This window comes from Leifsonia xyli subsp. cynodontis (assembly GCF_050632205.1).
GTDB lineage: Bacteria > Actinomycetota > Actinomycetes > Actinomycetales > Microbacteriaceae > Leifsonia > Leifsonia xyli_D.
The window spans coordinates 1,919,796-1,940,562 of sequence record NZ_CP192578.1 but is presented as its reverse complement, the minus strand read 5'-3'; the positions used below and the strand labels follow the sequence as shown (position 1 = coordinate 1,940,562).

The window sequence follows — 20,767 nt, the reverse complement described above, 5'->3', positions numbered from 1 at the left end:
CTTCCGTTCCCGCCGCGGGGTCGTAGGGTGAGCGCATGGCGAACCGGCTCGGCGATGCGATCAGCCCCTACCTGCGCGCGCATGCGGACAACCCCGTCGACTGGTTCCCCTGGGGCCCGGAGGCGTTCGCCGAGGCGCGGCGGCGGGATGCGCCGGTCATGATCTCCATCGGCTACGCCACCTGCCACTGGTGCCACGTGATGGCGAGGGAGAGCTTCAGCGACCCGGTGACGGCCCACGAGCTGAACGCCCGGTTCGTGGCGATCAAGGTCGACCGGGAGGAGCATCCGGACGTGGATGCGGCGTACCTGTCGGCGGCGAGCGCGTTCACCGGCAACCTCGGCTGGCCGCTGACGGTGTTCGCGACGCCGGACGGCCGCGCGTTCTTCGCCGGCACCTACTTCCCGCCGCAGCCGGTCGCCGGCCGCGCCTCCTTCCGGCAGGTGCTCGACGCCGTGGCGGATGCGTGGACCGTGCGCCGCGCCGAGGTCGAGTCGGACGCCGGGAAGGTCGTGGCTGCGCTCGCCGCGGCGGCGGAGGCGGCGACATCGGTCGCGGAGCTGCCCGACGGACGGCAGCTGGATGCGGCGGTCGCCCAGCTCGCGGAGGCCGAGGACCCCGAGTTCGGCGGGTTCGGCACCGCGCCGAAGTTCCCGGTCGCTCCGCTCCTCGACTTCCTGCTCTCCCGTCCCGCCGGGCACGACCTCGCCGCCCGGACGCTGCACCGCATGGCGGAGTCGCCGCTGCACGACCCGGTCGACGGCGGGTTCTTCCGCTACGCGACGCGGCGCGACTGGAGCGAGCCGCACTACGAGCGGATGCTGTACGACAACGCGCTGCTGCTCGACGCGTACGCGCGCGCCTGGCAGCAGACCGGCGAGGAGTGGGCTGAGCGCACGGCGGACGGCGTCGCGTCGTTCCTGCTCGGGGTGCTGCGTCAGCCGTCGGGCGGCTTCGCCTCGGCGCAGGACTCGGAGAGCACGATCGACGGGGCGCGCGTCGAGGGGACGTACTACACGCTCCCGCCGGAGGACCGGGCCGCGCTCGAGCCGCCCCCGCTCGACGCCAAGGTGCTGACCGGGTGGAACGGTCTCGCGATCGGCGCGCTGGCGCGCGCGGGGCGCATCCTGAACCGTCCGGCCTGGATCGTGGGCGCACGGCAGGCGGCGGATGCGGTGCTCACCCGGCACCGGCGCGACGACGGGACGCTGCTGCGCACCTCCCTCGGCGACCGCAGCTCGGAGGCGGGGGCGACCCTGGAGGACTACGGCGGGCTCGCGGCCGGCCTGCTCGAACTGGCGCTCGCGGCGGGCGATGCGACCGCCGCGACGGCGGCGCGAGACCTCGTCGACCTCTGTCTCGACGCGGCCGGCACGGGCGCCGCCGGCACTGGTGCGGCCGGCGGCGACGGCGCCTGCCCGTTCGAGACGCCCGGCGGCCGCGACCCGGTGCTCGAGGCGACCGGCCTCGCGGTGCGGGTCGATCCGTCCGAGGGGGCCTATCCCTCCGGCCTGTCGTCGATGGCGCAGGCGGCCCACGCGCTGTACCTGATGACGGGGGAGCGGCGCTACGAGCGGGCGGCGCGCGAGGCGATGCGGCTGGTGGCGGCGCAGGCGGTGCGGGTGCCCAGCGGCTTCGGGACGTCGCTCGCGCTGATGTCCAGGCTCGCGGGGGAGGCCGACCAACTGGTCGTCGTGCTGCCGGACGGCGGCGAGGCCGCATCCGGGCCGCTCGTGGCCGCCGCGCGCCGCAACGGCGCCCCGCTCGTCGCCGTCGCGACCGAGTCGCAGGCGCGGGAGCTGGCCGCCGCCGGCTTCGACCTGTACGAGGCGCGCACGACCCGCGACGGGCTGCCCACCGCGTACCTCTGCCGGGACTTCGTCTGCCGGCTGCCCGCCACGACGCCGGAGGAGCTCAGCGCCGCACGCGGTACGTGAGGTGCGCCACCTCCGGGGTGACCCGCTGGCGCGCGAGCTCGAACTCGATCGGCGGCACCCGGTCGAACACGCGCTCGCCGGCGCCGAGCGTGATCGGCACGACGTGCAGCCGCAGCTCGTCGACGATCCCGGCCCACAGCGCCTGGTTGAGCGTCTCCGCTCCCCCGCGATCGAGATGTCCGCGTCGCCCGCGACATCGCGCGCCTGCTCCACGGCCGAGTGGATGCCGTCGGTCACGAAGTAGAACGTGGTCCCCGTCATCTCCAAGGGCTCCCGTTCATAGTGCGTGAGCACGAAGACCGGGGCGTGGTACGGCGGCTCCTCGCCCCACCAGCCGCGCCAGTCGCCGAACGGCTCGTCCGGCGCCGGCCACTCGTTGCGCACGGGCCCGAACATCTTGCGCCCCATCACGAAGGCGCCGGCCCGGAGGATGGCGTCCATCTCCTCTCGGTGCTGCTCGGCGTGCTCGTCGAACATCCAGGTGTGCAGACGCCCGTCGACCCCCTCGCCCATCGGCTGCTCGAGCGACTGGTTGGGCCCGGCGGCGAAGCCGTCGAGCGAGATGCCGATGTCGGCGGTGACGATTCCCATGCCGGAAGGCTAGTCAGGCGCGCTCCACCTTGTCGAGCATCCGCCAGACCGCTTCGCTGAGCTCGGGGTGCTCCAGTGCGATCCGCCGGAGGACGCCGTATTCGAAGCGGGTGAAGATCTCACGGCCGGCCGCGGGATGGTGTGCCCGGGACTGCTCCTCGGCCAGGTCGAACGCCTCGATGGCCCCGGCCCGCAGCGAGATGACGACCTGCTCGTCGACGCTCGGCAGCTCGGGGATGAACTGCCACGGGTCCTCCCCGGCGCGGCAGCGGTGCTCGATGATCACGGACAGCTCGTCGCGCGCCTGCTGGCGCAGGAGCTCGATGCTGCGCGGCACCTGGTCGCTCATCTCGCACCCTCCTTCCCCGGGGTTCGTTCAGCCTAGGCGGTGCCCCCGACAGAGGTCGAATCCCGGTGACACGGAGCGTCTGCCGATCACTCGGTGCGGGCGAGGAGGTAGGTGTTCAGCTCGGCGGTGAGCGCCGCATCCACCGGGTACGCACGGTCGTCGAGGTGGGTGATGGGCGCAGCCTGGCGGACGCTGGAGACGAGCCAGAGGGCGTCCGAGGCGCGGACTTCGTCGATGGTCAGCGGTGCGAACTCGGTGCGCAGTCCGCGCGCCTGGAAGAAGTCGAATACGGCCGCCTGGGTCGTCCCGGCGAGGATGCCGTGGTCGGTGTTCGGAGTACGGACGACCCCGTCGGTCAGCGTGACGACGTTCGAGGTCGGGCCCTCGAGCGCGTACCCGTCGCTGCTGACGAAGAGGACGTCGTCGAAGCCGCGGCGCACCGCCTCGCGCTGGGCGGCGCGGTTGACCGCGTACGAGAGGGTCTTGGCGCCCGCGAGCAGCCAGGGGAGGTCTCGGCCACGTCGTGGCGCACGCCGCGGTCGAGCGAGACGACCCGGATGCCGAGGCGCGCCTGCGTGAAGTCCTCGCCGAGGTCGACGAAGATCCAGCCGCTCGGGAACCCGCTGCCCTCCACCCCGCGCGTGTAGATGAGCTTGGCGTAGAGTTCCCGACCACCGCCTCCGTTGCGGGTGAGGTAGTCCGCCACGCCGGCGCGCACGGCCTCGCGCCAGACGTCGAGCGCGGGAACCGGCAGGTCGAGCAGCTCGGCCGAGTGCGCGAGCCGGGCGAGGTGCGGCTCCAGCGCCTGGGGGTGGCCGTCGATGACGGCGATCGTCTCGAACACCCCGTCGCCCCGGGTCACCGACAGGTCGGTGATCCGCACCTGGGGCGCGTCGAAATCCGCCACCCGGTAGCCGGGGTCGCCGGTCAGGGGCTCTCCGGTCGGGGCGGTGATGGTCAGCAGGGTCGCGCGCGTCATGCGTCCCATTCTGCCCGTCGTCCGGTCGTCGGCGGCCGTGGATCAGACGGTTTCGCGGATGCGGAACGCATCGTCGCCCTGCGGCTCGGCATCCGCGACCTCGACGCCGTCCACCGTGGCGCCGGGCGGGCCGGTGCGCAACCAGTCCAGCATCCGGTCCACCTGCTCCGGTTCGCCCTCGACCTCGGCCTCCACGCTGCCGTCGAGACGGTTGCGGGCCCAGCCGGTCACGCCCAGCCGCTGCGCCGTCTCGCGGGCGCTCCAGCGGAACCCCACGCCCTGCACGCCACCGGTCACGGTCGCTCTTCTGCGGATCACGCCCCCATTGTGCCCCTGCCCGTCCGCGGCGCCAGCGCGAGTGCTGCGGCCCGTCCACTCTGCGGTGGCGCGACCCGGCGCAGACGTTCCGGGCGACCGCACCACCCGGACCCCCTGCTTCAATGGGGGGATGAGCGAACCCGCCGACCGCGTCCCCGACCTCCGCGCCGACCTGATCGCCGCAGGGCTCACCGTCGACGCGCTGACGGCTCTGTGGGGCCCGGAGGCGGCCGACGCACTGCACCGCGGGCAGCGCGTGCCGGCGGAGCGGGCGCTGGCCCGGCGGGAGCCGTCGGCGCTCGCGACGCTCGCCCGGCTGTTCCTGCTGGGGCGGTCGGTGCCCCGGCCGGAGGCGGAGGCGGCGTTCCCGTCTCTCGGCGTGACCGGGGCGGAGGAGCTGGAGCTCGTCGTCGCGGAGGGCGACGAGGTGCGCGCCGCCGTCGACCTCCGCCCGTACGCCTTCGTGGACGCGGCCGGTCCCGCCGAGTGGTGGATCGTCTCCGACCTCGGCGAGCTGGCCCTCGGCCACGCGCTTCCCGAGGACCATGTGCTGGGGGTGGGCGGCGCATCCCTGACCCTGAGCGGGCTGATGCTCCAGGCGCCGGTCGACCGCGCGCTCGACCTCGGCACCGGATGCGGCATCCAGGCGATGCACGCCGCCCGCCACGCTCGCCGCGTCGTCGCGACCGACATCTCGGAGCGGGCGCTGCGCCTGGCGGCGCTCAACCTGGCGCTGAACGAGATCGAGGGGTGGAGCTGCGCCTCGGCAGCATGTTCGACCCGGTCGCCGGGGAGCGGTTCGACCACATCGTCTCCAACCCGCCGTTCGTGATCACGCCGCGGACCGAGGGCGTGCCCGCGTACGAGTACCGCGACGGCGGGATGGTCGGCGACGGACTGGTCGCCTCCTTCGTCAGCGGATGCGCCGAACACCTCACGCCGGGCGGCGTGGCGCAGCTGCTCGGCAACTGGGAGTACCGCGGCACGGGAGACGGCCTGGAGCGGGTGCGCGACTGGGTGGATGCGTCGGAGGCGCCGCTCGACGCCTGGGTGATCGAGCGGGACGTCGAGGATGCGGTCCGGTACGCCGAGACGTGGATCCGCGACGGCGGCACCCGGCCCGGCACCCCGGAGTCGGAGCGGCTGCTCGACGCGTGGCTGGCCGACTTCGCGTCGCGGGATGTGCGATCGGTCGGCTTCGGCTACCTGCTGCTGCGCCGGACGGAGGGCGTGCCGACGCTGCGCCGCTTCGAACGGCTGCACGGCAGCCTCGGCGCGAACGAGGCCGGACTGGGCGTGCACCTCGGGCAGGCTCTCGCCGCCCACGATCTGCAGGCCGCGCTCAGCGACGACGAACTCGGTCGGCTGCACCCCGTCGTGGCGGGCGACGTGACGGAGGAGCGGCACCTGTGGCCCGGCGCGGACGCGCCCACGGCCATCCTGCTCCGCCAGGGCGGCGGGTTCGGGCGCGTGGTGTCCGCCGACACGGGGCTCGCCGCGCTGGTCGGCGCCTGCGACGGAGAGCTGTCGGTCGCGGCGATCGTCGCGGCGCTGGCACAGCTGCTCGAGGTGGACGAGGAGTCCCTGCGCGCCGAGCTGCTGCCGGCCGTGCGCACCCTCCTCGTCGACGGGTTCCTGCGCGCCTGACCCCCCGGCCTCCGCTCGGCTTCCCCGCCAACAATTCCTGAGTTTTTCGGGCGTTCTGACTGATTCCGCTCGAAAAACTCAGGAATTGTTTGCTGCGGGGCGAGGGACGGGCACCAGCGTGACGTCGGTGAGGCGACCGTCGGCGACCTCCGCCGTCAGGTACGTGCACACGGGTTGCCGGCGGCGGTCCGTCGGCGAGCCCGGGTTGAGGAGGCGCAGGCCGCCGGTCGTGACGGTGTCCCACGGGATGTGCGAGTGCCCGAACACGAGCACATCCGCATCCGGGAAGTCGCGATCCGCCCGCACCTCGCGCCCCGCCGCCGGCCCGGTCTCGTGCACGACGGCGAATCGCAGTCCGCCCAGTTCCACCCGGGCGATCTCGGGGAGTCGCCGCCGCAGCTCGGGCCCGTCGTTGTTGCCGTAGACGCCGACGAGGCGGCGGGAGCGCTCCTCCAGCAGGTCGAGCGTCGCCGCATCCACCCAGTCGCCCGCGTGGATGACGACATCGGCCGCATCCACCGCCGAAAGCACCGGGGCGGGCAGCGTGCGGGCGCGCTTCGGGACGTGCGTGTCGGAGATCAGGAGCAGCCTCACGAAGGCACACAGTACGCAAACCCGCGAGACGGGGCTACTTTTCGCGCTATGGATCTACGCAACCTCGGAAACAGCGGAACGATCGTGTCGGAGTTCGCCCTCGGCACCATGACCTTCGGCGCGGAGGCCGACGAGCAGTCCTCGCACGCCATCCTGGAGCGGTACCTCGACGCGGGAGGGAACTTCCTCGACACCGCCGACGTCTACACGTCCGGAGCCTCGGAGTCGATCATCGGGCGCTGGCTGGCCCGCAACCCCGGACGTCGCGACGGCGTCGTGATCGCAACGAAGGGCCGCTTCCCGATGGGAGCCGGCCCGAACGACCTGGGCCTGTCGCGCGCGCACCTGCGGACCGCGCTCGACGCCTCCCTGCGCCGGCTCGGCGTCGAGCACATCGACCTCTACCAGATGCACGCGTGGGATGCCCTCACGCCGATCGAGGAGACCCTGCGCTTCCTGGACGACGCGATCAGCGCCGGCAAGATCTCGTACTACGGCTTCTCGAACTACCTCGGCTGGCAGTTGACGAAGGCGGTGCACATCGCGAAGGCGCACGGCTGGGCGCCCCCGGTGACGCTGCAGCCGCAGTACAGCCTGATCGTGCGCGGCATCGAGCACGAGGTGGTGCCCGCGGCGCTGGATGCCGGGGTCGGGCTGCTGCCCTGGTCGCCGCTCGCGGGCGGCTGGCTGAGCGGCAAGTACCGCCGCGACGAGGCGCCGACCGGCGCGACGCGGCTCGGCGAGAACCCGACCCGGGGCATGGAGGCGTGGGAGGCGCGCAACGCGGACCCGCGCACCTGGGAGATCATCGACACGGTGGATGCGGTGGCGAAGGAGACCGGGGCGTCCGCGTCCCAGGTCTCGCTGCGGTGGCTGAGCGACCGGCCGGCCGTGACGTCCGTCATCCTGGGCGCGCGCACGGTCGAGCAGCTGGAGGACAACCTCGGCGCGGCGGACATCGCGCTGACGGACGAGCAGCGCGCGCGGCTGGACGAGGCGAGCACGCCGCGGACGGACATCTACCCGTACGGCGAGCAGGCGGTGCAGCAGCGGCACCGGAAGCGCGAGGGCGGGCGGTAGGCGGGGCGGCCGGCGCCGCGCCAGCCGGCTAGCCCGCGAGCGCGTCCAGCTCGGCGACGAGGTCGCGGGCGGCGGAGGACACGGCGGACTCGGGCGTGCGCAGCCCGACCACCACATCCGTCGTCCCGCCGCCCTCGGCGCGCATCCGGAGCAGGGCGATGCGCAGCTCGACGGTGCCGCCGGGGATGCGGTGCCCGCTCATCGAGAGCACGGTCGACTCGAAGATGAGCGACGTCCATTCGTCTGCCGCCGCGGTCGCATCGGCGGCGAGTCCGGCCAGCCAGGCGGCGAGGTCGTGCGCCTCGGCCGACGTCAGGCAGGCCTCGCTGAGCGCCCAGCGCCGGCCGCCGTCGTCGACGACCGCATCGACCACCACGCGGTCGCCGTCGCGCGCCGAGGGCCGCAGCTCGACGCTGCGCTGGCCGCTGTCGTCCTCCAGCCTCACGATGCGCTCGGCACGACCGTCAGCACGCGCTCGATGTACTCGAAGAACGAGTTCATGAAGCCGCGCAGGAATTCCTCCGTGCCCGGGTCGGTGACGGTGCCGTCCTGCTCGATGAGGCCGGGCCGCATCCAGATGTACGCCTCGGGCGCGTTCATCTGCGGCGCCTGCAGGAAGCTCAGGATGCTGCGCAGGTGCTGCTGGCCGACCGCGGTCCCGATCTGGCCGGGCGAGGCGCCGATGACGGCGGTCGCCTTGCGGGCGATGACGTTCTCGCCGTAGGGGCGGCTCGCCCAGTCGATCGCGTTCTTGAGTGCGCCGGGGATGGAGCGGTTGTACTCCGGCGTGATGAAGAGCAGCGCATCCTGCTCGGCGATCAGCTGCTTGAACTCGCGCGCCATGGCCGGGAAGTCGCCGTCGAGGTCGCGGTTGTAGAGCGGAAGGCCGCCGATCGGGATCTCCGTGAACACCAGGTCGGAGGGCGCCAGCCGCAGCAGCGCTCGCGAGAGAGTTCGGTTGACGGACTGCGTGGACAGGCTCCCCACGAAGTAGCCGACACGGTACGGGGGCTGGAGCTCGTTGATCGTCGCCATGGATGTCATGCTGCCCCCGCCGCCGGGGAGTGGGAAGCCCCCTTATCCCGTCCCCTTATCCCGTCCGCTTATCCCGTCCGACGCGGCAGGAATAGGGCATCTTCCCGATGTCCCGCGGGGGCCTTAGCGAGAAGGCTGAGGTCATCGCAGGAAAGGGGAACGGGGCATGATGTTCGAGGAATTCGTGGACTTCCGGGTGCAGGCCGGTGAGGCGGTGCGCGCTCAGCGTGAGCGTGAGCGGGCGCGGCGGGCGCGGGCCGAGAAGGGGGCGGTGGTGGATGCGGTGAGCGGCGGCGGGGCGCGCGGGGTAGCTCGGGTGGCGTCCGCGCCGAGTGCGGCGCCGTCTGCTGCCGGTGCGGTTTCGCCGGCTTCGGACGCCGCTGCGGCTCCCGCCGCGGCGCCCGAGCGGGAGCTGGCGCACGCCGGCCGGTGAGGCGCCGCGCGGCTCGCTGTCTGCTGCCCGCGAAGAGCCGCATCCGGAGGGTTCGGATGTCGGTGGTGGGTGGCACGATGAAGACATGCGAGCAGCGGCGGCGGCCACCACGCTGGTCGGGCGGGAGCCCGACCTCGAGGCGCTGAACGCCGCGCTGCGCGCCGCCGATTCGGGCGATCCGCAGGCCGTCGTGATCGGGGGAGAGGCGGGCATCGGCAAGTCGCGGTTGCTCGAGGAGTTCCTCGGGGCCCAGGAGTCGGCAGCGCATCAGAGCAGGGCTTCGCAGCCGGCGGCCATCGTTCTGCTGGGCCGGTGCGTCGACCTCGGCGACGACGGTGCGCCCTACGCGCCCTTCGCCGCGGTGCTGCGCCGGCTCATCCAGACGGTCGGGCTCGAACGCGTGCTCGATGCCGCAGGGTCCGGTGCCGGCGTCCTCTCGGCGCTGCTGCCCGAGCTGGCGGACGACTCCTCCGTCCCGCCGCGCACGGGCGCGGAGCGCCTGTACGAGCTCGTCACCGTGCTGCTCGAGAAGATCTCGGCCGACCGTCCGGTGATCCTCGCGATCGAAGACGTGCACTGGGCCGACCGGTCGACGCTCGAACTGCTGCGGTTCCTCGTGCGCATGGCCGAGGGCGGGAGGCTGCTCGTGGTGCTCACCTACCGCAGCGACGAGGTGCCGCGCGGGCACGTGCTGCGGTCCTGGCTGCCCGAGCTCGACCGAACCCGGCGGGTGACCCGCTGGGAGCTGGCGCGGCTCGGCCCCGCGCAGATCGGCGAACTGGTGGGAGAGCTGCTCGGTCGCGCTCCGGACGAGCAGTCGCTGCAGCGGGTGGCGGAGCTCAGCGAGGGCGTTCCGTTCTTCGTCGAAGAGCTGGTGGGCATCGACGGCCTGCGCTCGGGCGACGACCTGCCCGAGACCCTCCGCGAGCTGGTGCTCGCCCGGTTCGAGCGGCTCAGCGATCCGGCCCAGCGGCTGCTCCGCGTGCTCGCCGCCGGCGGGGTGTGCGTCACGCACGAGCTGCTCGCGGCGGTCTACGAAGGCTCGCCCGACGAGCTGGATGCCGCCGCCCGCGAGGCCGTCGTCGCCAACCTGCTCGCGGCCGACTCCACCGAGTACTCGTTCCGGCACGCCCTGGTGCGCGAGGCGATCCACGCCGACCTGCTGCCGGGGAGCGCAGCCGATTCCACACCCGGTACGCGGAGGCGCTGGAGGCGAGCCCGCAGCGCTCGGCCGTGCAGCTCTCAGCGCATTGGCTGGCGGCGCACGACGTGCGGCGCGCCTTCCTCGCCTCGCTGGAGGCGATGGAGGAGGCCCGCCGGTCGTACGCGTACGCCACCGCCGCGGCGATGGGCGACCGCGTCCTCGAGCTGTGGGAGCGCGTCCCCGACGCGGAGGAGCTCAGCCCGTGGGATCGCGTGGCCGTCATCGCCAAGACCGCCTCGGCGCTCCGGAACGCGGGCAACAACGAGCGCGCTCTCGCCCTGGTCGAGGTGGCGCTGGCCGAGGCGCCCGACCTCGCGCCGCCGCGGCGGGCGCGTCTGCTGCGCGACAAGGCGCAGTACCTCGGCAACCTCAATCGTCCCGGAGGCGCCGAACTGCTCGAGGAGGCGCTCGCGCTCGTGCCGCCGGAGGTCATGCCCGCGAGCGATCCGCTGCGGCCTCAGCTGCTGACCGAGCTGGCGGCCCAGCGGATGCTCGCCGGTCTCTTCCCCACCGCGATCGAGACGGCACGCGCGGCGATCGCCGAGGCAGAGCAGGCGCCGCCGCCGATGCGGTCGATCGCGCACAACATCCTCGCCTCGTCCCTCATCGAAGACGGCAGCATCGACGAGGGTTTCGCCGAGTTCGAGCTCGCCGGAGCGCTCGCCGAGGGGGATGCCGGCGCTACGCTGCGCCTCGCCGTCAACGTCTCCGACGCCCTCAACTCGGTCGGTCAGTACGCGGCGGCCGTCGAACTGGCGGAATCGGGTCTCGCTCGCGCCCGCGAGCGCGGGGTGGAGCGCACATCCGGGGTCTGGCTGGCCGCGAACACCGCTGAGCCGCTGATCGCCCTCGGGCAGTACGACCGTGCAGAAGAGATGCTGCGCATCGCCCTCGGCTCCGACGACCGCACCGGCGTCACCGCCCAGCTGCAGCGCGCCCGGCTGTGGGTCTGGCACGGCGAGCCGCAGCGGGCGGATGCGCTGCTCCGGCGACTGCGCACGCCCCTCCGCGCGCTCGCCGAGCTGGAGCAGCAGACGCGCCTGAGCCTGGCCCGCATCTCCGCCGAGGTCGCGATCGCGCTCGGCGACTTCGACCGGGCGTGGCAGGAGACCCGCGGGATCGGCGCCACGCCGTTCCGGTCGGTGCCGGGATACGACCTCCCCGTGCTCGCGGGCGCGGGGCGCGCCTTGGCCGAGTTGGCGATGCATGGAGCGGATGCTGGCGGTGCGGACGAGGCGGGAGACGCGGCGCGGCTCGACGTCGCCGCGGAGGCCAGCCGGCTGGAGGACGTTCTCGCGCCCCTGCGCAGCTGGCCGACCGCGGCCGTGTGGGCTCCGCTCATCGACGCCGAGCTGGCGACGGCCCGGGCCGCGGTGGCCGTCCCGACCGACCACGCCGGTTCCGCCGCTCGCATCGACCGCTTCGCCGACGCGCTCGCCGCCTGGGAGCGCGCGACGGTCGCTGCGGCCGGCCCGCTCGCACCCGTGCACCTGCGTCCGTACGCGTTGCTCCGGGCGGCCCGCATCGCACTGGCCGCCGGGGATCGCTCGCTCGCCGAGCGCCTGGTGTCCCAGGCGCGAGCGCTCGCCGACCAGGGCGGCATCCGTCTGCTCGTGGAGACCGCGGACGCCCTCGCCGCGCAGCCCGCCGGCCGCTCTGCCGCCGGCGCGTCCGCGCACGGTCAGCCGCTGACCGAGCGCGAGGAGCAGGTGCTGGCGCTCATCGAGCAGGGCCTCAGCAACAAGCAGATCGGCGAACTGCTCTACATCAGCGCCAAGACCGCGAGCGTGCACGTGTCGAGCATTCTGCGCAAGGTCGGCGCGTCGAGCCGCACGGAAGCGGTGTACCGCGCGTCGCGTCCCGTTCCCTGAGCGGGCCGGTGCCTCAGCTCTCGACCGCGACAGCGCAGCGGATGCACAGCTCGGCCGTGGGCCGTGCCCGCAACCGGTCCACGCCGATCGCCTGACCGCACCGTGCGCACACGCCGTACGTCCCCGCGGCGATCCGGGCGAGCGCGGCATCCACCGCCACGATGTCGTGGGCGGAATCCGAGCGCAGCGCCTGCAACCGGCTCCACTCGGATGACAGCGTCGGGCCCTCCGGGTCGTGCTCGTCGTCCGCGGTCGACTCCGACCGTGACGCCAGCAGCACGCCCAGCGACTCCGCCATCCGTTGCGCCTCGGCCACGTCGCCGTGCCTGCGCTCGTGCAGCAGCGCCTCGAGTTCGTCCAGTTCGTCCGCGCTGAGCTGCGTCGCCGACTCGTACGCCCGCGTGCGCTCGTCCATCCGTGCCTCCTGCATCAGTGCATCCCCTTCGATCCCCCGACCGCCTGATCGGGACAGCGTACGCCCGCTCGGCGGAATGCGCGGCGGCGACGCGCGTAGGCTCGGCGGGTGCCCTCCTTCCGCGTCATCGTCCCCGTCGGCCGGCTCCGCCCGGGCGTCGACCCGAGGTCGATCGAGCCGGCCGCCGCGGACGCCGCCCGCGAGCAGGCGGTCGTCGAGGCGAGCAGCGTGGATGTGGTGGCCGGCGAGGCGCGGCTCACCGTCCGCTTCACCGGGGACGACGTCCGCTCGGCGATCCGCGTCGCCGAGCACACCATCGCGCGCATCGAGACGCTGGCCGAGACGGGCGACTGGCGCGTCACCGAGCGGGTCGGCGGTCGCTGGTTCCGCCGCGCCTGACGTCTGGCGGCGTCCGTCAGACGGCCGCGGGCAGCGACTCCTCGATCAGGCCGACGATCGCCGGGTCGTCCGGCTCCGTCTGGGGCCGGAAGCGGTGCACCGCGCCCTCGGGCGTCAGCACGAACTTCTCGAAGTTCCAGGTGACCCGCCCGGCCTTGCCGCGCGCATCCGGCGTCTTCGTCAGCTCCTGGTAGAGCGGATGCGCGTTGCGCCCGTTCAGCCGGACCTTCTCCATCATCGGGAAGGTGACGCCCCAGGTCGTGGAGCAGTACTCCTTGATGGCGTCGGTCGAGCCGAGCTCCTGCAGGAACTGGTTGCTCGGGAACCCGATCACGGTGAAGCCGCGCTCGCCGTACGTCTCCTGCAGCTTCTCCAGCTTCTCGTACTGGGGAGCGAGGCCGCAGCGGGAGGCGACGTTGACGACGAGGATGACCTTGCCGGCGTACCGGGAGAGGCTGGTCTGCTCGCCGTCGATGGTGTGGAAGGGGATGTCCATCACGGTCATGATGGCAGCGTATGGGCCGACCCTCCGAACCCGCTCGGAAGTCGCCGACAGGTCAGCACTCGATGACGTTGACGGCGAGTCCGCCCTCGCTCGTCTCCTTGTACTTGGTCGACATGTCCAGCCCGGTCTGCCGCATCGTCTCGATCACCGTGTCCAGCGAGACCAGGTGCCGTCCGTCGCCGTGCAGCGCCAGGCGCGCGGCGGAGACCGCGGTGGAGGAGGCGATCGCGTTGCGCTCGATGCACGGGATCTGCACCAGGCCGCCGACCGGGTCGCAGGTGAGCCCGAGGTGGTGCTCCATCGCGATCTCGGCCGCGTTCTCGACCTGGCGCGGGGTGCCGCCGAGCACGGCGCACAGCGCGCCCGCGGCCATGGCGCAGGCGGAGCCGACCTCGGCCTGGCAGCCGCCCTCCGCGCCCGAGATGGACGCGTTCGCCTTGAACAGGGAACCGATCGCGGTCGCGGTCAGCAGGTACTGCCGGATGCCCTCGGCGGATGCGCCCGGCACGAACCGCAGGTAGTAGTGGGCCACGGCGGGGACGATGCCGGCCGCCCCGTTCGTCGGCGCCGTCACGACGCGGCCGCCGGACGCGTTCTCCTCGTTGACCGCGAGCGCGAACGCGTGCAGCCATTCGAGGGCGGTCGCGCGGCCCGGGTCGTCCTGCACGGACTCCAGGTGCTCCCGCATCCGCGCGGCCCGGCGCCAGACGCCGAGACCGCCGGGCAGCGTCCCCTCGCCCGAGAGCCCGCGGGCGACGCACTCGGCCATCGCCTCCCAGATCAGGTCCAGCCGTTCGCGGGTCGCATCGGCACCGTGCAGGGCCACCTCGTTGCGGCGGGCCACCTCGCAGATCGGGATGCCGTCGCGCTCGCAGATCGCGAGCAGCTCCTCGGCGCTGTCGTACGGGAGGGGATGCGCGTTGCGCGCCGCCAGCGCAGCCTCCTCGCCGTCGCGACGGATGAAGCCGCCGCCGATCGAGTAGTACGTCTCCTCGAGCAGGGGGAGCGGCGACCGCTCGCCGCTCTCGCCGCGGCCCCAGGCCCGCAGGGTCAGGGCGTTCGGGTGGCCGGGGAGGCGGGTCCGCGGCTCGAATGCGATGTCGTCCTTCGACAGCGGGATGCTGCGGCGCCCGGCGAGCAGGAGGGTCGCGCCCGGCTGGAGCTCCGACCAGGCGCCGCGGACGTCCTCCGGCCTGCACGTCTCGGGCTGCTCGCCGCGCAGGCCGGCGATCACAGCGTCGGGGGTTCCGTGGCCGATGCCGGTGGAGCCGAGGGAGCCGTAGAGCGTGCAGGTGACCTGGTCGACGCGGTCGAGCATCCCCTCGGCGTCGAGGTGGGAGGCGAACGCGGCGGCGGCCCGGAGGGGTCCGACAGTGTGCGAACTCGATGGGCCGATGCCGATCGAGAACAGGTCGAAGGCCGAGACGTACGCTGTCACATCCTCCAGTGTATGTCGCCGCACGCGCGCGATTCCCGCGTCCCGCCGCGCATCCGCGCACGGATCGTGCGCCCGCCGCCACCCGGCCGCCCCGCCCGCTCCGCCGCCGCCCACGCCGCCCGCCGCCCACCGCCGCTCCGCCCGTCCTCACCTCCCACGCTCCGCCAGTCGAGTGGTGACTCGATGTCCCTTCTCCCGTCGAGTGGTGACTTCATGTCGCTACTCGGCGCGGATTCGCGCACCTACTCACCACTCGGCGTACGCCCCGCGAGCGGTAGGGGCCGCCGCGTCCTGACGGGACGGTGGGCCAGCCTCCGCCGAGTGGTGACTCGATGTCCCGACTCCCGCCGAGTGGTGACTTCATGTCGCTAATCGGCGCGTTTTCGAGCGTCTAGTCACCGCTCGGCGTGTGCCCCGCGCGGGAGGGGTGCCGCGTCCCACCGCGTCCCGCGAGGACGGTCGGATCCCGCTGCCGAGTGGTGACTCGATGTCCCTTCTCCCGTCGAGTGGTGACTTCATGTCGCTACTCGGGCCGGATCCGAGCGTCTAGTCACCGCTCGACGGGCGGAGCGGGCGGAGCGGGCCGGCCGGTCGCCGGGCGGGCGGATGGCGCGCGCCCGGCGCGCCGAAGCGGCCGCCGCATCCCTCCGCAGGACGCGACGGCCGCCGTTCCGAGACCGGTGAGGCCCGCGGGGATGCCCGCCGGTCAGGCCTTCCGCATGTACGCCCGCACCGTGAGCGGGGCGAACACCGCGACGATGACGGCTGCGCCGGCCAGGGCGATCCAGCCGTCGGCGCCGAAGGTGCCGTTGTTGGCCAGGTCGCGCACGGCGGTGACCAGGTGCGAGACCGGGTTGATGTTGACGAACCACTCCAGCCAGCTGGGCAGCGTGCTCGGCGCGACGAACGCGTTCGAGAAGAACGTCAGCGGGAACAGGATGAGGAACGAGATGCCCTGCACCGACCCGGCCGTCCGGGCGATGACGCCGAAGAAGGCGAAGATCCAGCTGATCGCCCAGGCGCACGCCACCACCAGCAGGCCCCCGAGCGCGGCGAAGCCGTAGCCGGCGCCGGGCCGGTAGCCCATGGCGAAGCCGACGACGAATGTGATCGTGGTCGCGATGGCGTAGCGCAGGGTGTCCGCGAGCAGTGCGCCCGAGAGCGGGGCGATGCGCGCGATCGGCAGCGACTTGAAGCGGTCGAACACGCCCTTGTCCATGTCCTCGCGCAGCTGCACGCCGGTGACGACGGATGCCGTGATGACCGTCTGGACGAGGATGCCGGGGATCAGCTGCGGGAGGTACGCATCCACACTCCCGGCGATGGCGCCGCCGAACAGCCAGGCGAACATGACCGTGAAGATGACCGGCTGCAGCGTCACATCGAACAGCTGCTCGGGCGTGCGCCGCACCTTCAGCAGCCCGCGACGGGCCATGGTGAGGGTGTTCGCGAGCGTCTGGCTCAGGCTGACGTGGTTCTTGAGCTTCCGCTCCGACGGCGGGGTGATCGTGGCGATGGCGGTCATGCGTGCACCTCTTCTTCTTCGACGGACTCGGACTCCTCGTCCGCCTTCTGGTCCTCGACGCCGTGGCCGGTGAGGGTGAGGAACACCTCGTCGAGGGTGGGCTTCTGCACGGACATCTCCTGCAGGTGGATGCCGGCCTCGCGGAACGTGACGAAGAGGTCGGTGACGGCGTCCGCGTCGCGCATGGGGGCGGTGATGCGGGAGCCTTCGGGCGACACCACGGCATCCACCCCGAGCACGGTCTGGATGGCGCGGCGCGCGTCCTCGATGTCGGACGGGTCGGCGAGACGGAGTTGCAGCGACGACTCGCCGACCGACGCCTTGAGCTCGTCGGCGGTGCCCTCTGCGACCACGCGGCCGCGGTCGATGACCGCGATGCGGTCGGCGAGCTGGTCGGCCTCGTCGAGGTACTGCGTGGTCAGCAGGACCGTGGAGCCGGTGGAGACCAGGCGCCGGATGGTGTCCCACATCTGGGAGCGCGTCCGCGGGTCGAGCCCGGTGGTCGGCTCGTCGAGGAAGATCAGCGGCGGCTGCGCGATCAGGCTGGCGGCGAGGTCGAGCCGGCGGCGCATGCCGCCGGAGAACTTCTTCAGCGGGCGCTTGGCCGCATCCGTCAGCCCGAACTCCTCGAGCAGCTCGGCGGTCTTGGCGCGGGCCTCGCGACCGGAGAGGCCGAGCAGGCGCGAGAAGATCATGAGGTTCTCGGTGGCGGACAGCGTCTCGTCGACGGAGGCGAACTGGGCGGTGACGCCGATGAGCTGGCGCACCACCTGCTGCTCGCGACGGATGTCGTGGCCGAAGATGTACGCCTCGCCGGCGTCGGGCTTCAGCAGGGTGGCGAGCATGGAGATGGTGGTGGTCTTGCCGGCGCCGTTGGGGCCGAGGACGCCGTAGACGGCTCCGGCGCGCACGGTGAGGTCGACGCCGTCCACGGCGCGGTTGTCGCCGAAGGTCTTGACGAGCCCGTGGGCTTCGACCGCCCATTCTGAGCTGCGGGTCATGGTGGTCCTTTCCTGGTGGGAATGGTGATGACCCGATGGTGCCCGTGCGCGCTTACATCGCACTCACGTGCCGCTTACATCGCGGCGGCAGCCCCGTAAGGATGCGCGGCGCGCGTCAGGCGCGCTTCAGGCGCGGGTGGCCGAGAGCAGCGCGATCCCGCGGGCGACGGCGTCTGCCGGCGCGAGCGCTCCGACCTCGGCGACGGCGGCGTCGAGGCGCTCGTTGCCCCACGCCTGGGCGATGCGGGTGGCCAGGGCATCGCGGTGGAGACTGGCCACATCCTGCCGGGAGTTCGCCTGCCCGGCGAGGGCGAACAGCGTCAGCCCGGCCGTCACCCACCCGTCGCCGTCCGAGTGCCGGCTCGAGGTGCGCGGGTCGAGCATCCACACGGCGTACCCCAGCAGGCCCGACCCCATCACCGGCTGATCGAGGGAGGGCGGGTTGAGGCGTGCGGTGACCAGGATGCGCGTGCGCAGTCTCGCGGCCGCCGCATCCGTCTCGTCCCAGTCGATGACCTCGGGCGCCACCGCGGGGTCCGCGGCGTGCACCCGCAACCGGGCGACGAGCGCGGCCGCGCCCAGCATGACCGTCCACGGGTTGAGGGCGCCCGCGCGGGACGGCGGCGCGTCGGCGAAGGCGGCGAGCGCCTGGTCGTAGAGCCGGACGGCCTCGGCCTGGTCGCCCTCGGCGAGCGCGATCTCGGCCATCCCGGCGTACCCGATCGCGTAGTAGTCCGCGTAGTCGAAGCCGGTGCGGTCGACCTCGGCGGCGAGGTACCGCTCGAGCAGGCGCCGGCCGCGGGGGATGTCGCCGAGGCTGATCGCGTTGCTCGCGATCAGCCAGTCGAGCTGGCGGAGGTCGCCGTCCGCCTGGAGTTGGGACATCTGGTCGTACGCGCGCTGCGCCCACTCCAGCGCCTCGGCGGGATGCGCGAGCTGGCTGTGCGACTGCGCGATGGACTGCGCGGCCGACGCCATCGACCAGGTGTCGCCCGACGCCTGCGCGGCCTCCCACGCGCGCTTCGACGCGGCGAGGGACGCGTCCAGCTCGCCGGCGTTCTCGTGCAGCTGCGCCGTGAGCAGGTTGCCCATGGCGGCGGTCTCGGGGTCGCTCGACGCGGCGTACTCGGCGAGCAGCCCCATCCCGGATTCGGCGCGGCCGGCGTGGAGCACGAGCGCCGCCATCGCGTCCAGCCGCCGGTCGGCGAAGGGCTGGGTGCGGCGCATCCGGCGCAGGCGCGAGATGGCGCGCGCCGACGTGCGGAGGCCGACGAAGAGGAAGGTGCCGCCGATGATCGTGTAGCAGGCGGCGACCGCGTCGCGGGTGTCCGCGGGCGGCTCCCAGCCGTCGAGCGCCTCCAGCACGGTCGCGCCGAAGCCGAGCACCTCGGAGTGGGCGCTGCGCAGCGACCAGTAGTACGAGACGGCGGCGAACACCGCGGCCAGGGTCTCGCGGCGGCCGCCGGCGAGCGCCGACCGCAGCACCGCGACCAGGTTGTCCTGCTCCGCGGTGACGCGCTGAAAGGTCGGCACCTGCTCGGGCCCGTGCATCCGGGCGAGCGCGTCGCGGCAGAACGCGATGGCCCAGGCGTCCATCCCGGCCGTCACCTCGTACTCCTCGTGCGCGGCGACGAGCTCCCGGTCGCCGAACTCGCGGACCGTCTCGAGCATCCGGTACCGGAGCAGGCCCGTGGTGCGGTCCTCGGTGACGGTGACCAGCGACTGGGCGACGAGCGCGTCGAGGTCGTCGAGCACCGAGACGGCGTCGCCGGCGGCGACCGCCTCGGCCGCCTCCGTGCTGAAGCCGTCCGGGAACCGCGACAACCGGCGCAGCAGCGCCTGCTCGGACGCCCGGAGCAGGTTCCAGCTCCACTCGATGACCGCCAGCAGCGTGCGGTGCCGCTCGGGGGCGGTGCGCTCGCCACCGGTCAGCAGGGCGAAGCGGTTGCCGAGCCGGCGCTCGATCTCGTCCACCGAGAGGGAGCGCGTGCGGGCGGCGGCCAGCTCGATGGCGAGCGGGAGGCCGTCGAGGCGGTCGCACAGGCGTGCGACGACATCCAGCGGCAGCACGGCGCCCGGGCGGGCGGCACGGGCCCGGTCGAGGAACAGGGCGACCGCCGGGCCGTAATCGTCCGGAGCCGACGCCCCGGGCGCGCCGCCGTCCGTGCTCTTGAGCGAATCCAGTGGATAGACGTGCTCCGCCCCGATCGCGAGCGGCGCCCGGCTCGTCGCCAGCACGCGCACGTTCGTGGTGGAGTCCAGGATGTCGCGCACGTAGGCGGCGGCCGCATCCACGATGTGCTCGCAGTTGTCGACGATCAGCAGCGTCTCGCGCTCGGCCAGGAGGCCCAGGATGCGCGAGCGCAGGTCCAGCTGCGCGCCCGGGTCGGTCGGGCGGGCGGCGCGGGCCTCGCGGATGCCGAGCGTGGAGGCGAACGCCAGCTCCACATCCTCGCCGTTCCGCACGCTGGCCAGCTCGACCACGATCACGGCGGGCGTGTGGACGGCGCGGTTGCCGATCTCCTGCGCCAGCCGGGTCTTGCCGAGCCCGCCCGCCCCGAGGATGGTCGTCAGGCGGGAGGTCGCGATGAGATCCTCGACCGCGTCGATGTCGTACTCGCGGCCGACCAGGGCGTTCGGCGCCGAGCGGAGGCCGATCCGCACGCGGCGGGGAGCCGCCGGACGGTCCTCCTCGTCGGCCGCGAGCAGGGCGGCGTTGAGGGCGACGAGTTCTGGGCCGGGACGCGTGCCCAGCCTGTCGAGCAGCGCCTCCTTCAGCTCCGCGAAGGCCAGCAGGGCCTCGCTCCGCCGGCCGGCGTCGGCGAGCGCCCGCAGCTGTTCGAGGCGCAGCGTCTCGTCGAGGGGGCGCTCGGCGATCAGCGGCTGCAGGTCGGCGAGCGCGCCCGCCGCGTCGCCCGCCGCGCGGCGCGCCCGGGCGCGCACGAGCCGGAGCTCGTCGCGCAGGCTGGCGGCGGTGCGCAGCAGTTCGTCCGCGAGGGGCGTCCCGCCGAGCTCCGCGCCCGGCTCGCCGCGCCACAGCGCCAGGGCCGTGTCCGCCTCAGCGGCGGCCGCCGCGGCGTCACCCGCCTGCAGGGCGGCGTTCGCCCGGTCGAGGGCGCGGCGGGCCAGGCCCAGGTCGGTCTGCTCGGGCGCGAGCGCCAGCGCGTACCCGCTCGGGGTGGACTCCAGCAGCCCGTTCGCGCTGGTCGTGCGCACCCGCGAGACCAGCGTCTGCAGCGCCGCGCGCTCCTGCCTCGGCGGCGAGTCGTCCCACAGGTCCTCCACCAGCGAGGGGACGCTCGCGGCGCCCCGCGCCAGCACCAGCGCGACGATCAGGCTCTTGCCGAGGGCTCCCGCCGGTTCCGTCAGCACCCCGTTGCGATCCTCCACCAGCACCGGGCCGAGCACGGCGACACGGGGAGGGGAGGCGCGGTCTGCACCCCGCC

At 73.4% G+C, this 20,767-nt stretch carries 18 protein-coding genes and 3 pseudogenes; 7 read left to right on the top strand and 14 right to left on the bottom strand.

Features of this window, described 5'->3' with window-relative positions:
* The first annotated feature begins 35 nt into the window (after positions 1–35).
* A complete protein-coding gene (locus ACQ86M_RS09540) occupies positions 36–1,937 on the top strand; it encodes a thioredoxin domain-containing protein (protein ID WP_431245263.1) in 1,902 nt (633 codons plus the stop codon).
* On the opposite strand, the pseudogene ACQ86M_RS09535 reads toward ACQ86M_RS09540, so the two are convergent.
* The 5 genes and pseudogenes from ACQ86M_RS09535 to ACQ86M_RS09515 all read right to left on the bottom strand — a co-directional run bounded on the left by ACQ86M_RS09535 (position 1,915) and on the right by ACQ86M_RS09515 (position 4,174).
* A pseudogene (locus ACQ86M_RS09535) lies at positions 1,915–2,528 on the bottom strand (dihydrofolate reductase family protein). The gene ACQ86M_RS09540 and the pseudogene ACQ86M_RS09535 overlap by 23 nt on opposite strands.
* 13 nt (positions 2,529–2,541) lie before the next feature.
* Complete coding sequence (locus ACQ86M_RS09530) at positions 2,542–2,877, bottom strand: hypothetical protein (protein ID WP_431218470.1); 336 nt, start codon at positions 2,875–2,877, stop codon at positions 2,542–2,544.
* 86 nt (positions 2,878–2,963) lie between these two features.
* Positions 2,964–3,377: an aminotransferase class IV gene (locus ACQ86M_RS09525; RefSeq protein ID WP_431247875.1), complete on the bottom strand. Its 414-nt coding sequence runs from the start codon at positions 3,375–3,377 to the stop codon at positions 2,964–2,966.
* Between the two features lie 179 nt (positions 3,378–3,556).
* Positions 3,557–3,856 (bottom strand): annotated as a pseudogene (locus ACQ86M_RS09520) (aminotransferase class IV); the annotation flags it as partial.
* A 42-nt stretch (positions 3,857–3,898) separates the two neighbouring features.
* On the bottom strand, positions 3,899–4,174 hold the full coding sequence (locus ACQ86M_RS09515; RefSeq protein ID WP_431245262.1) for an acylphosphatase: 276 nt from the start codon (positions 4,172–4,174) through the stop codon (positions 3,899–3,901).
* A 130-nt stretch (positions 4,175–4,304) separates the two neighbouring features.
* Between ACQ86M_RS09515 and ACQ86M_RS09510 the strand changes: the two are divergent.
* Positions 4,305–5,821: pseudogene (locus ACQ86M_RS09510) on the top strand (DUF7059 domain-containing protein).
* A 78-nt stretch (positions 5,822–5,899) separates the two neighbouring features.
* Here the strand turns inward: ACQ86M_RS09510 and ACQ86M_RS09505 are convergent.
* Positions 5,900–6,415, bottom strand: a complete 516-nt coding sequence (locus ACQ86M_RS09505) for a metallophosphoesterase family protein (RefSeq protein WP_431245261.1) — start codon at positions 6,413–6,415, stop codon at positions 5,900–5,902.
* Between the two features lie 48 nt (positions 6,416–6,463).
* On the opposite strand from ACQ86M_RS09505, the gene ACQ86M_RS09500 reads away from it, so the two are divergent.
* On the top strand, positions 6,464–7,495 hold the full coding sequence (locus ACQ86M_RS09500) for an aldo/keto reductase (RefSeq protein WP_431245260.1): 1,032 nt from the start codon (positions 6,464–6,466) through the stop codon (positions 7,493–7,495).
* 28 nt (positions 7,496–7,523) lie between these two features.
* Here ACQ86M_RS09500 and ACQ86M_RS09495 read toward each other — a convergent pair whose 3' ends face one another.
* Complete coding sequence (locus ACQ86M_RS09495) at positions 7,524–7,940, bottom strand: WapI family immunity protein (protein ID WP_431245259.1); 417 nt, start codon at positions 7,938–7,940, stop codon at positions 7,524–7,526.
* The gene (locus ACQ86M_RS09490) at positions 7,937–8,539 is read right to left on the bottom strand and encodes an NADPH-dependent FMN reductase (protein WP_431245258.1); all 603 of its coding nucleotides are present in this window, start codon (positions 8,537–8,539) and stop codon (positions 7,937–7,939) included. The genes ACQ86M_RS09495 and ACQ86M_RS09490 overlap by 4 nt, the downstream gene beginning before the upstream one ends.
* A gap of 157 nt (positions 8,540–8,696) precedes the next feature.
* Here ACQ86M_RS09490 and ACQ86M_RS09485 point away from each other — a divergent pair, with 157 nt between their 5' ends.
* The 3 genes from ACQ86M_RS09485 (at position 8,697) to ACQ86M_RS09475 (ending at position 12,038) form a co-directional block, all read left to right on the top strand.
* Complete coding sequence (locus tag ACQ86M_RS09485) at positions 8,697–8,963, top strand: hypothetical protein (protein WP_431245257.1); 267 nt, start codon at positions 8,697–8,699, stop codon at positions 8,961–8,963.
* Between the two features lie 85 nt (positions 8,964–9,048).
* Entirely contained in the window at positions 9,049–10,635 is a 1,587-nt protein-coding gene (locus ACQ86M_RS09480) for an ATP-binding protein (RefSeq protein ID WP_431245256.1), read from the top strand.
* Positions 10,599–12,038, top strand: a complete 1,440-nt coding sequence (locus tag ACQ86M_RS09475; protein WP_431247874.1) for a helix-turn-helix transcriptional regulator — start codon at positions 10,599–10,601, stop codon at positions 12,036–12,038. The genes ACQ86M_RS09480 and ACQ86M_RS09475 overlap by 37 nt, the downstream gene beginning before the upstream one ends.
* Positions 12,039–12,051: 13 nt before the next feature.
* Here ACQ86M_RS09475 and ACQ86M_RS09470 read toward each other — a convergent pair whose 3' ends face one another.
* Entirely contained in the window at positions 12,052–12,453 is a 402-nt protein-coding gene (locus tag ACQ86M_RS09470) for a TraR/DksA family transcriptional regulator (protein WP_431245255.1), read from the bottom strand.
* A gap of 108 nt (positions 12,454–12,561) precedes the next feature.
* Between ACQ86M_RS09470 and ACQ86M_RS09465 the strand changes: the two genes are divergently transcribed.
* Complete coding sequence (locus ACQ86M_RS09465) at positions 12,562–12,852, top strand: hypothetical protein (RefSeq protein ID WP_431245254.1); 291 nt, start codon at positions 12,562–12,564, stop codon at positions 12,850–12,852.
* Between the two features lie 16 nt (positions 12,853–12,868).
* Here ACQ86M_RS09465 and ACQ86M_RS09460 read toward each other — a convergent pair whose 3' ends face one another.
* The 5 genes from ACQ86M_RS09460 to ACQ86M_RS09440 form a co-directional block, all read right to left on the bottom strand.
* Entirely contained in the window at positions 12,869–13,357 is a 489-nt protein-coding gene (locus ACQ86M_RS09460; RefSeq protein ID WP_431245253.1) for a glutathione peroxidase, read from the bottom strand.
* Positions 13,358–13,409: 52 nt separating this feature from the next.
* Complete coding sequence (locus ACQ86M_RS09455) at positions 13,410–14,795, bottom strand: L-serine ammonia-lyase (protein WP_431245252.1); 1,386 nt, start codon at positions 14,793–14,795, stop codon at positions 13,410–13,412.
* 706 nt (positions 14,796–15,501) lie between these two features.
* Positions 15,502–16,320, bottom strand: a complete 819-nt coding sequence (locus tag ACQ86M_RS09450; protein WP_431245251.1) for an ABC transporter permease — start codon at positions 16,318–16,320, stop codon at positions 15,502–15,504.
* A complete protein-coding gene (locus tag ACQ86M_RS09445; protein ID WP_431245250.1) occupies positions 16,317–17,321 on the bottom strand; it encodes an ATP-binding cassette domain-containing protein in 1,005 nt (334 codons plus the stop codon). Before ACQ86M_RS09445 ends, ACQ86M_RS09450 begins: the two co-directional genes overlap by 4 nt.
* 126 nt (positions 17,322–17,447) lie before the next feature.
* Positions 17,448–20,729, bottom strand: coding sequence for an AfsR/SARP family transcriptional regulator (locus tag ACQ86M_RS09440; RefSeq protein WP_431245249.1), 3,282 nt, complete (start codon positions 20,727–20,729; stop codon positions 17,448–17,450).
* Positions 20,730–20,767 lie beyond the last annotated feature (38 nt).

Coding starts and splice junctions, on each gene's coding strand:
- ACQ86M_RS09540 (WP_431245263.1), top strand. CDS start 36: ATGGCGAACCGGCTCGGCGATGCGATCAGCCCCTACCTGCGCGCGCAT.
- ACQ86M_RS09530 (WP_431218470.1), bottom strand. CDS start 2,877: ATGAGCGACCAGGTGCCGCGCAGCATCGAGCTCCTGCGCCAGCAGGCG.
- ACQ86M_RS09500 (WP_431245260.1), top strand. CDS start 6,464: ATGGATCTACGCAACCTCGGAAACAGCGGAACGATCGTGTCGGAGTTC.
- ACQ86M_RS09490 (WP_431245258.1), bottom strand. CDS start 8,539: ATGACATCCATGGCGACGATCAACGAGCTCCAGCCCCCGTACCGTGTC.
- ACQ86M_RS09485 (WP_431245257.1), top strand. CDS start 8,697: ATGATGTTCGAGGAATTCGTGGACTTCCGGGTGCAGGCCGGTGAGGCG.
- ACQ86M_RS09480 (WP_431245256.1), top strand. CDS start 9,049: ATGCGAGCAGCGGCGGCGGCCACCACGCTGGTCGGGCGGGAGCCCGAC.
- ACQ86M_RS09475 (WP_431247874.1), top strand. CDS start 10,599: ATGCCCGCGAGCGATCCGCTGCGGCCTCAGCTGCTGACCGAGCTGGCG.
- ACQ86M_RS09470 (WP_431245255.1), bottom strand. CDS start 12,453: ATGGACGAGCGCACGCGGGCGTACGAGTCGGCGACGCAGCTCAGCGCG.
- ACQ86M_RS09460 (WP_431245253.1), bottom strand. CDS start 13,357: ATGACCGTGATGGACATCCCCTTCCACACCATCGACGGCGAGCAGACC.
- ACQ86M_RS09450 (WP_431245251.1), bottom strand. CDS start 16,320: ATGACCGCCATCGCCACGATCACCCCGCCGTCGGAGCGGAAGCTCAAG.
- ACQ86M_RS09445 (WP_431245250.1), bottom strand. CDS start 17,321: ATGACCCGCAGCTCAGAATGGGCGGTCGAAGCCCACGGGCTCGTCAAG.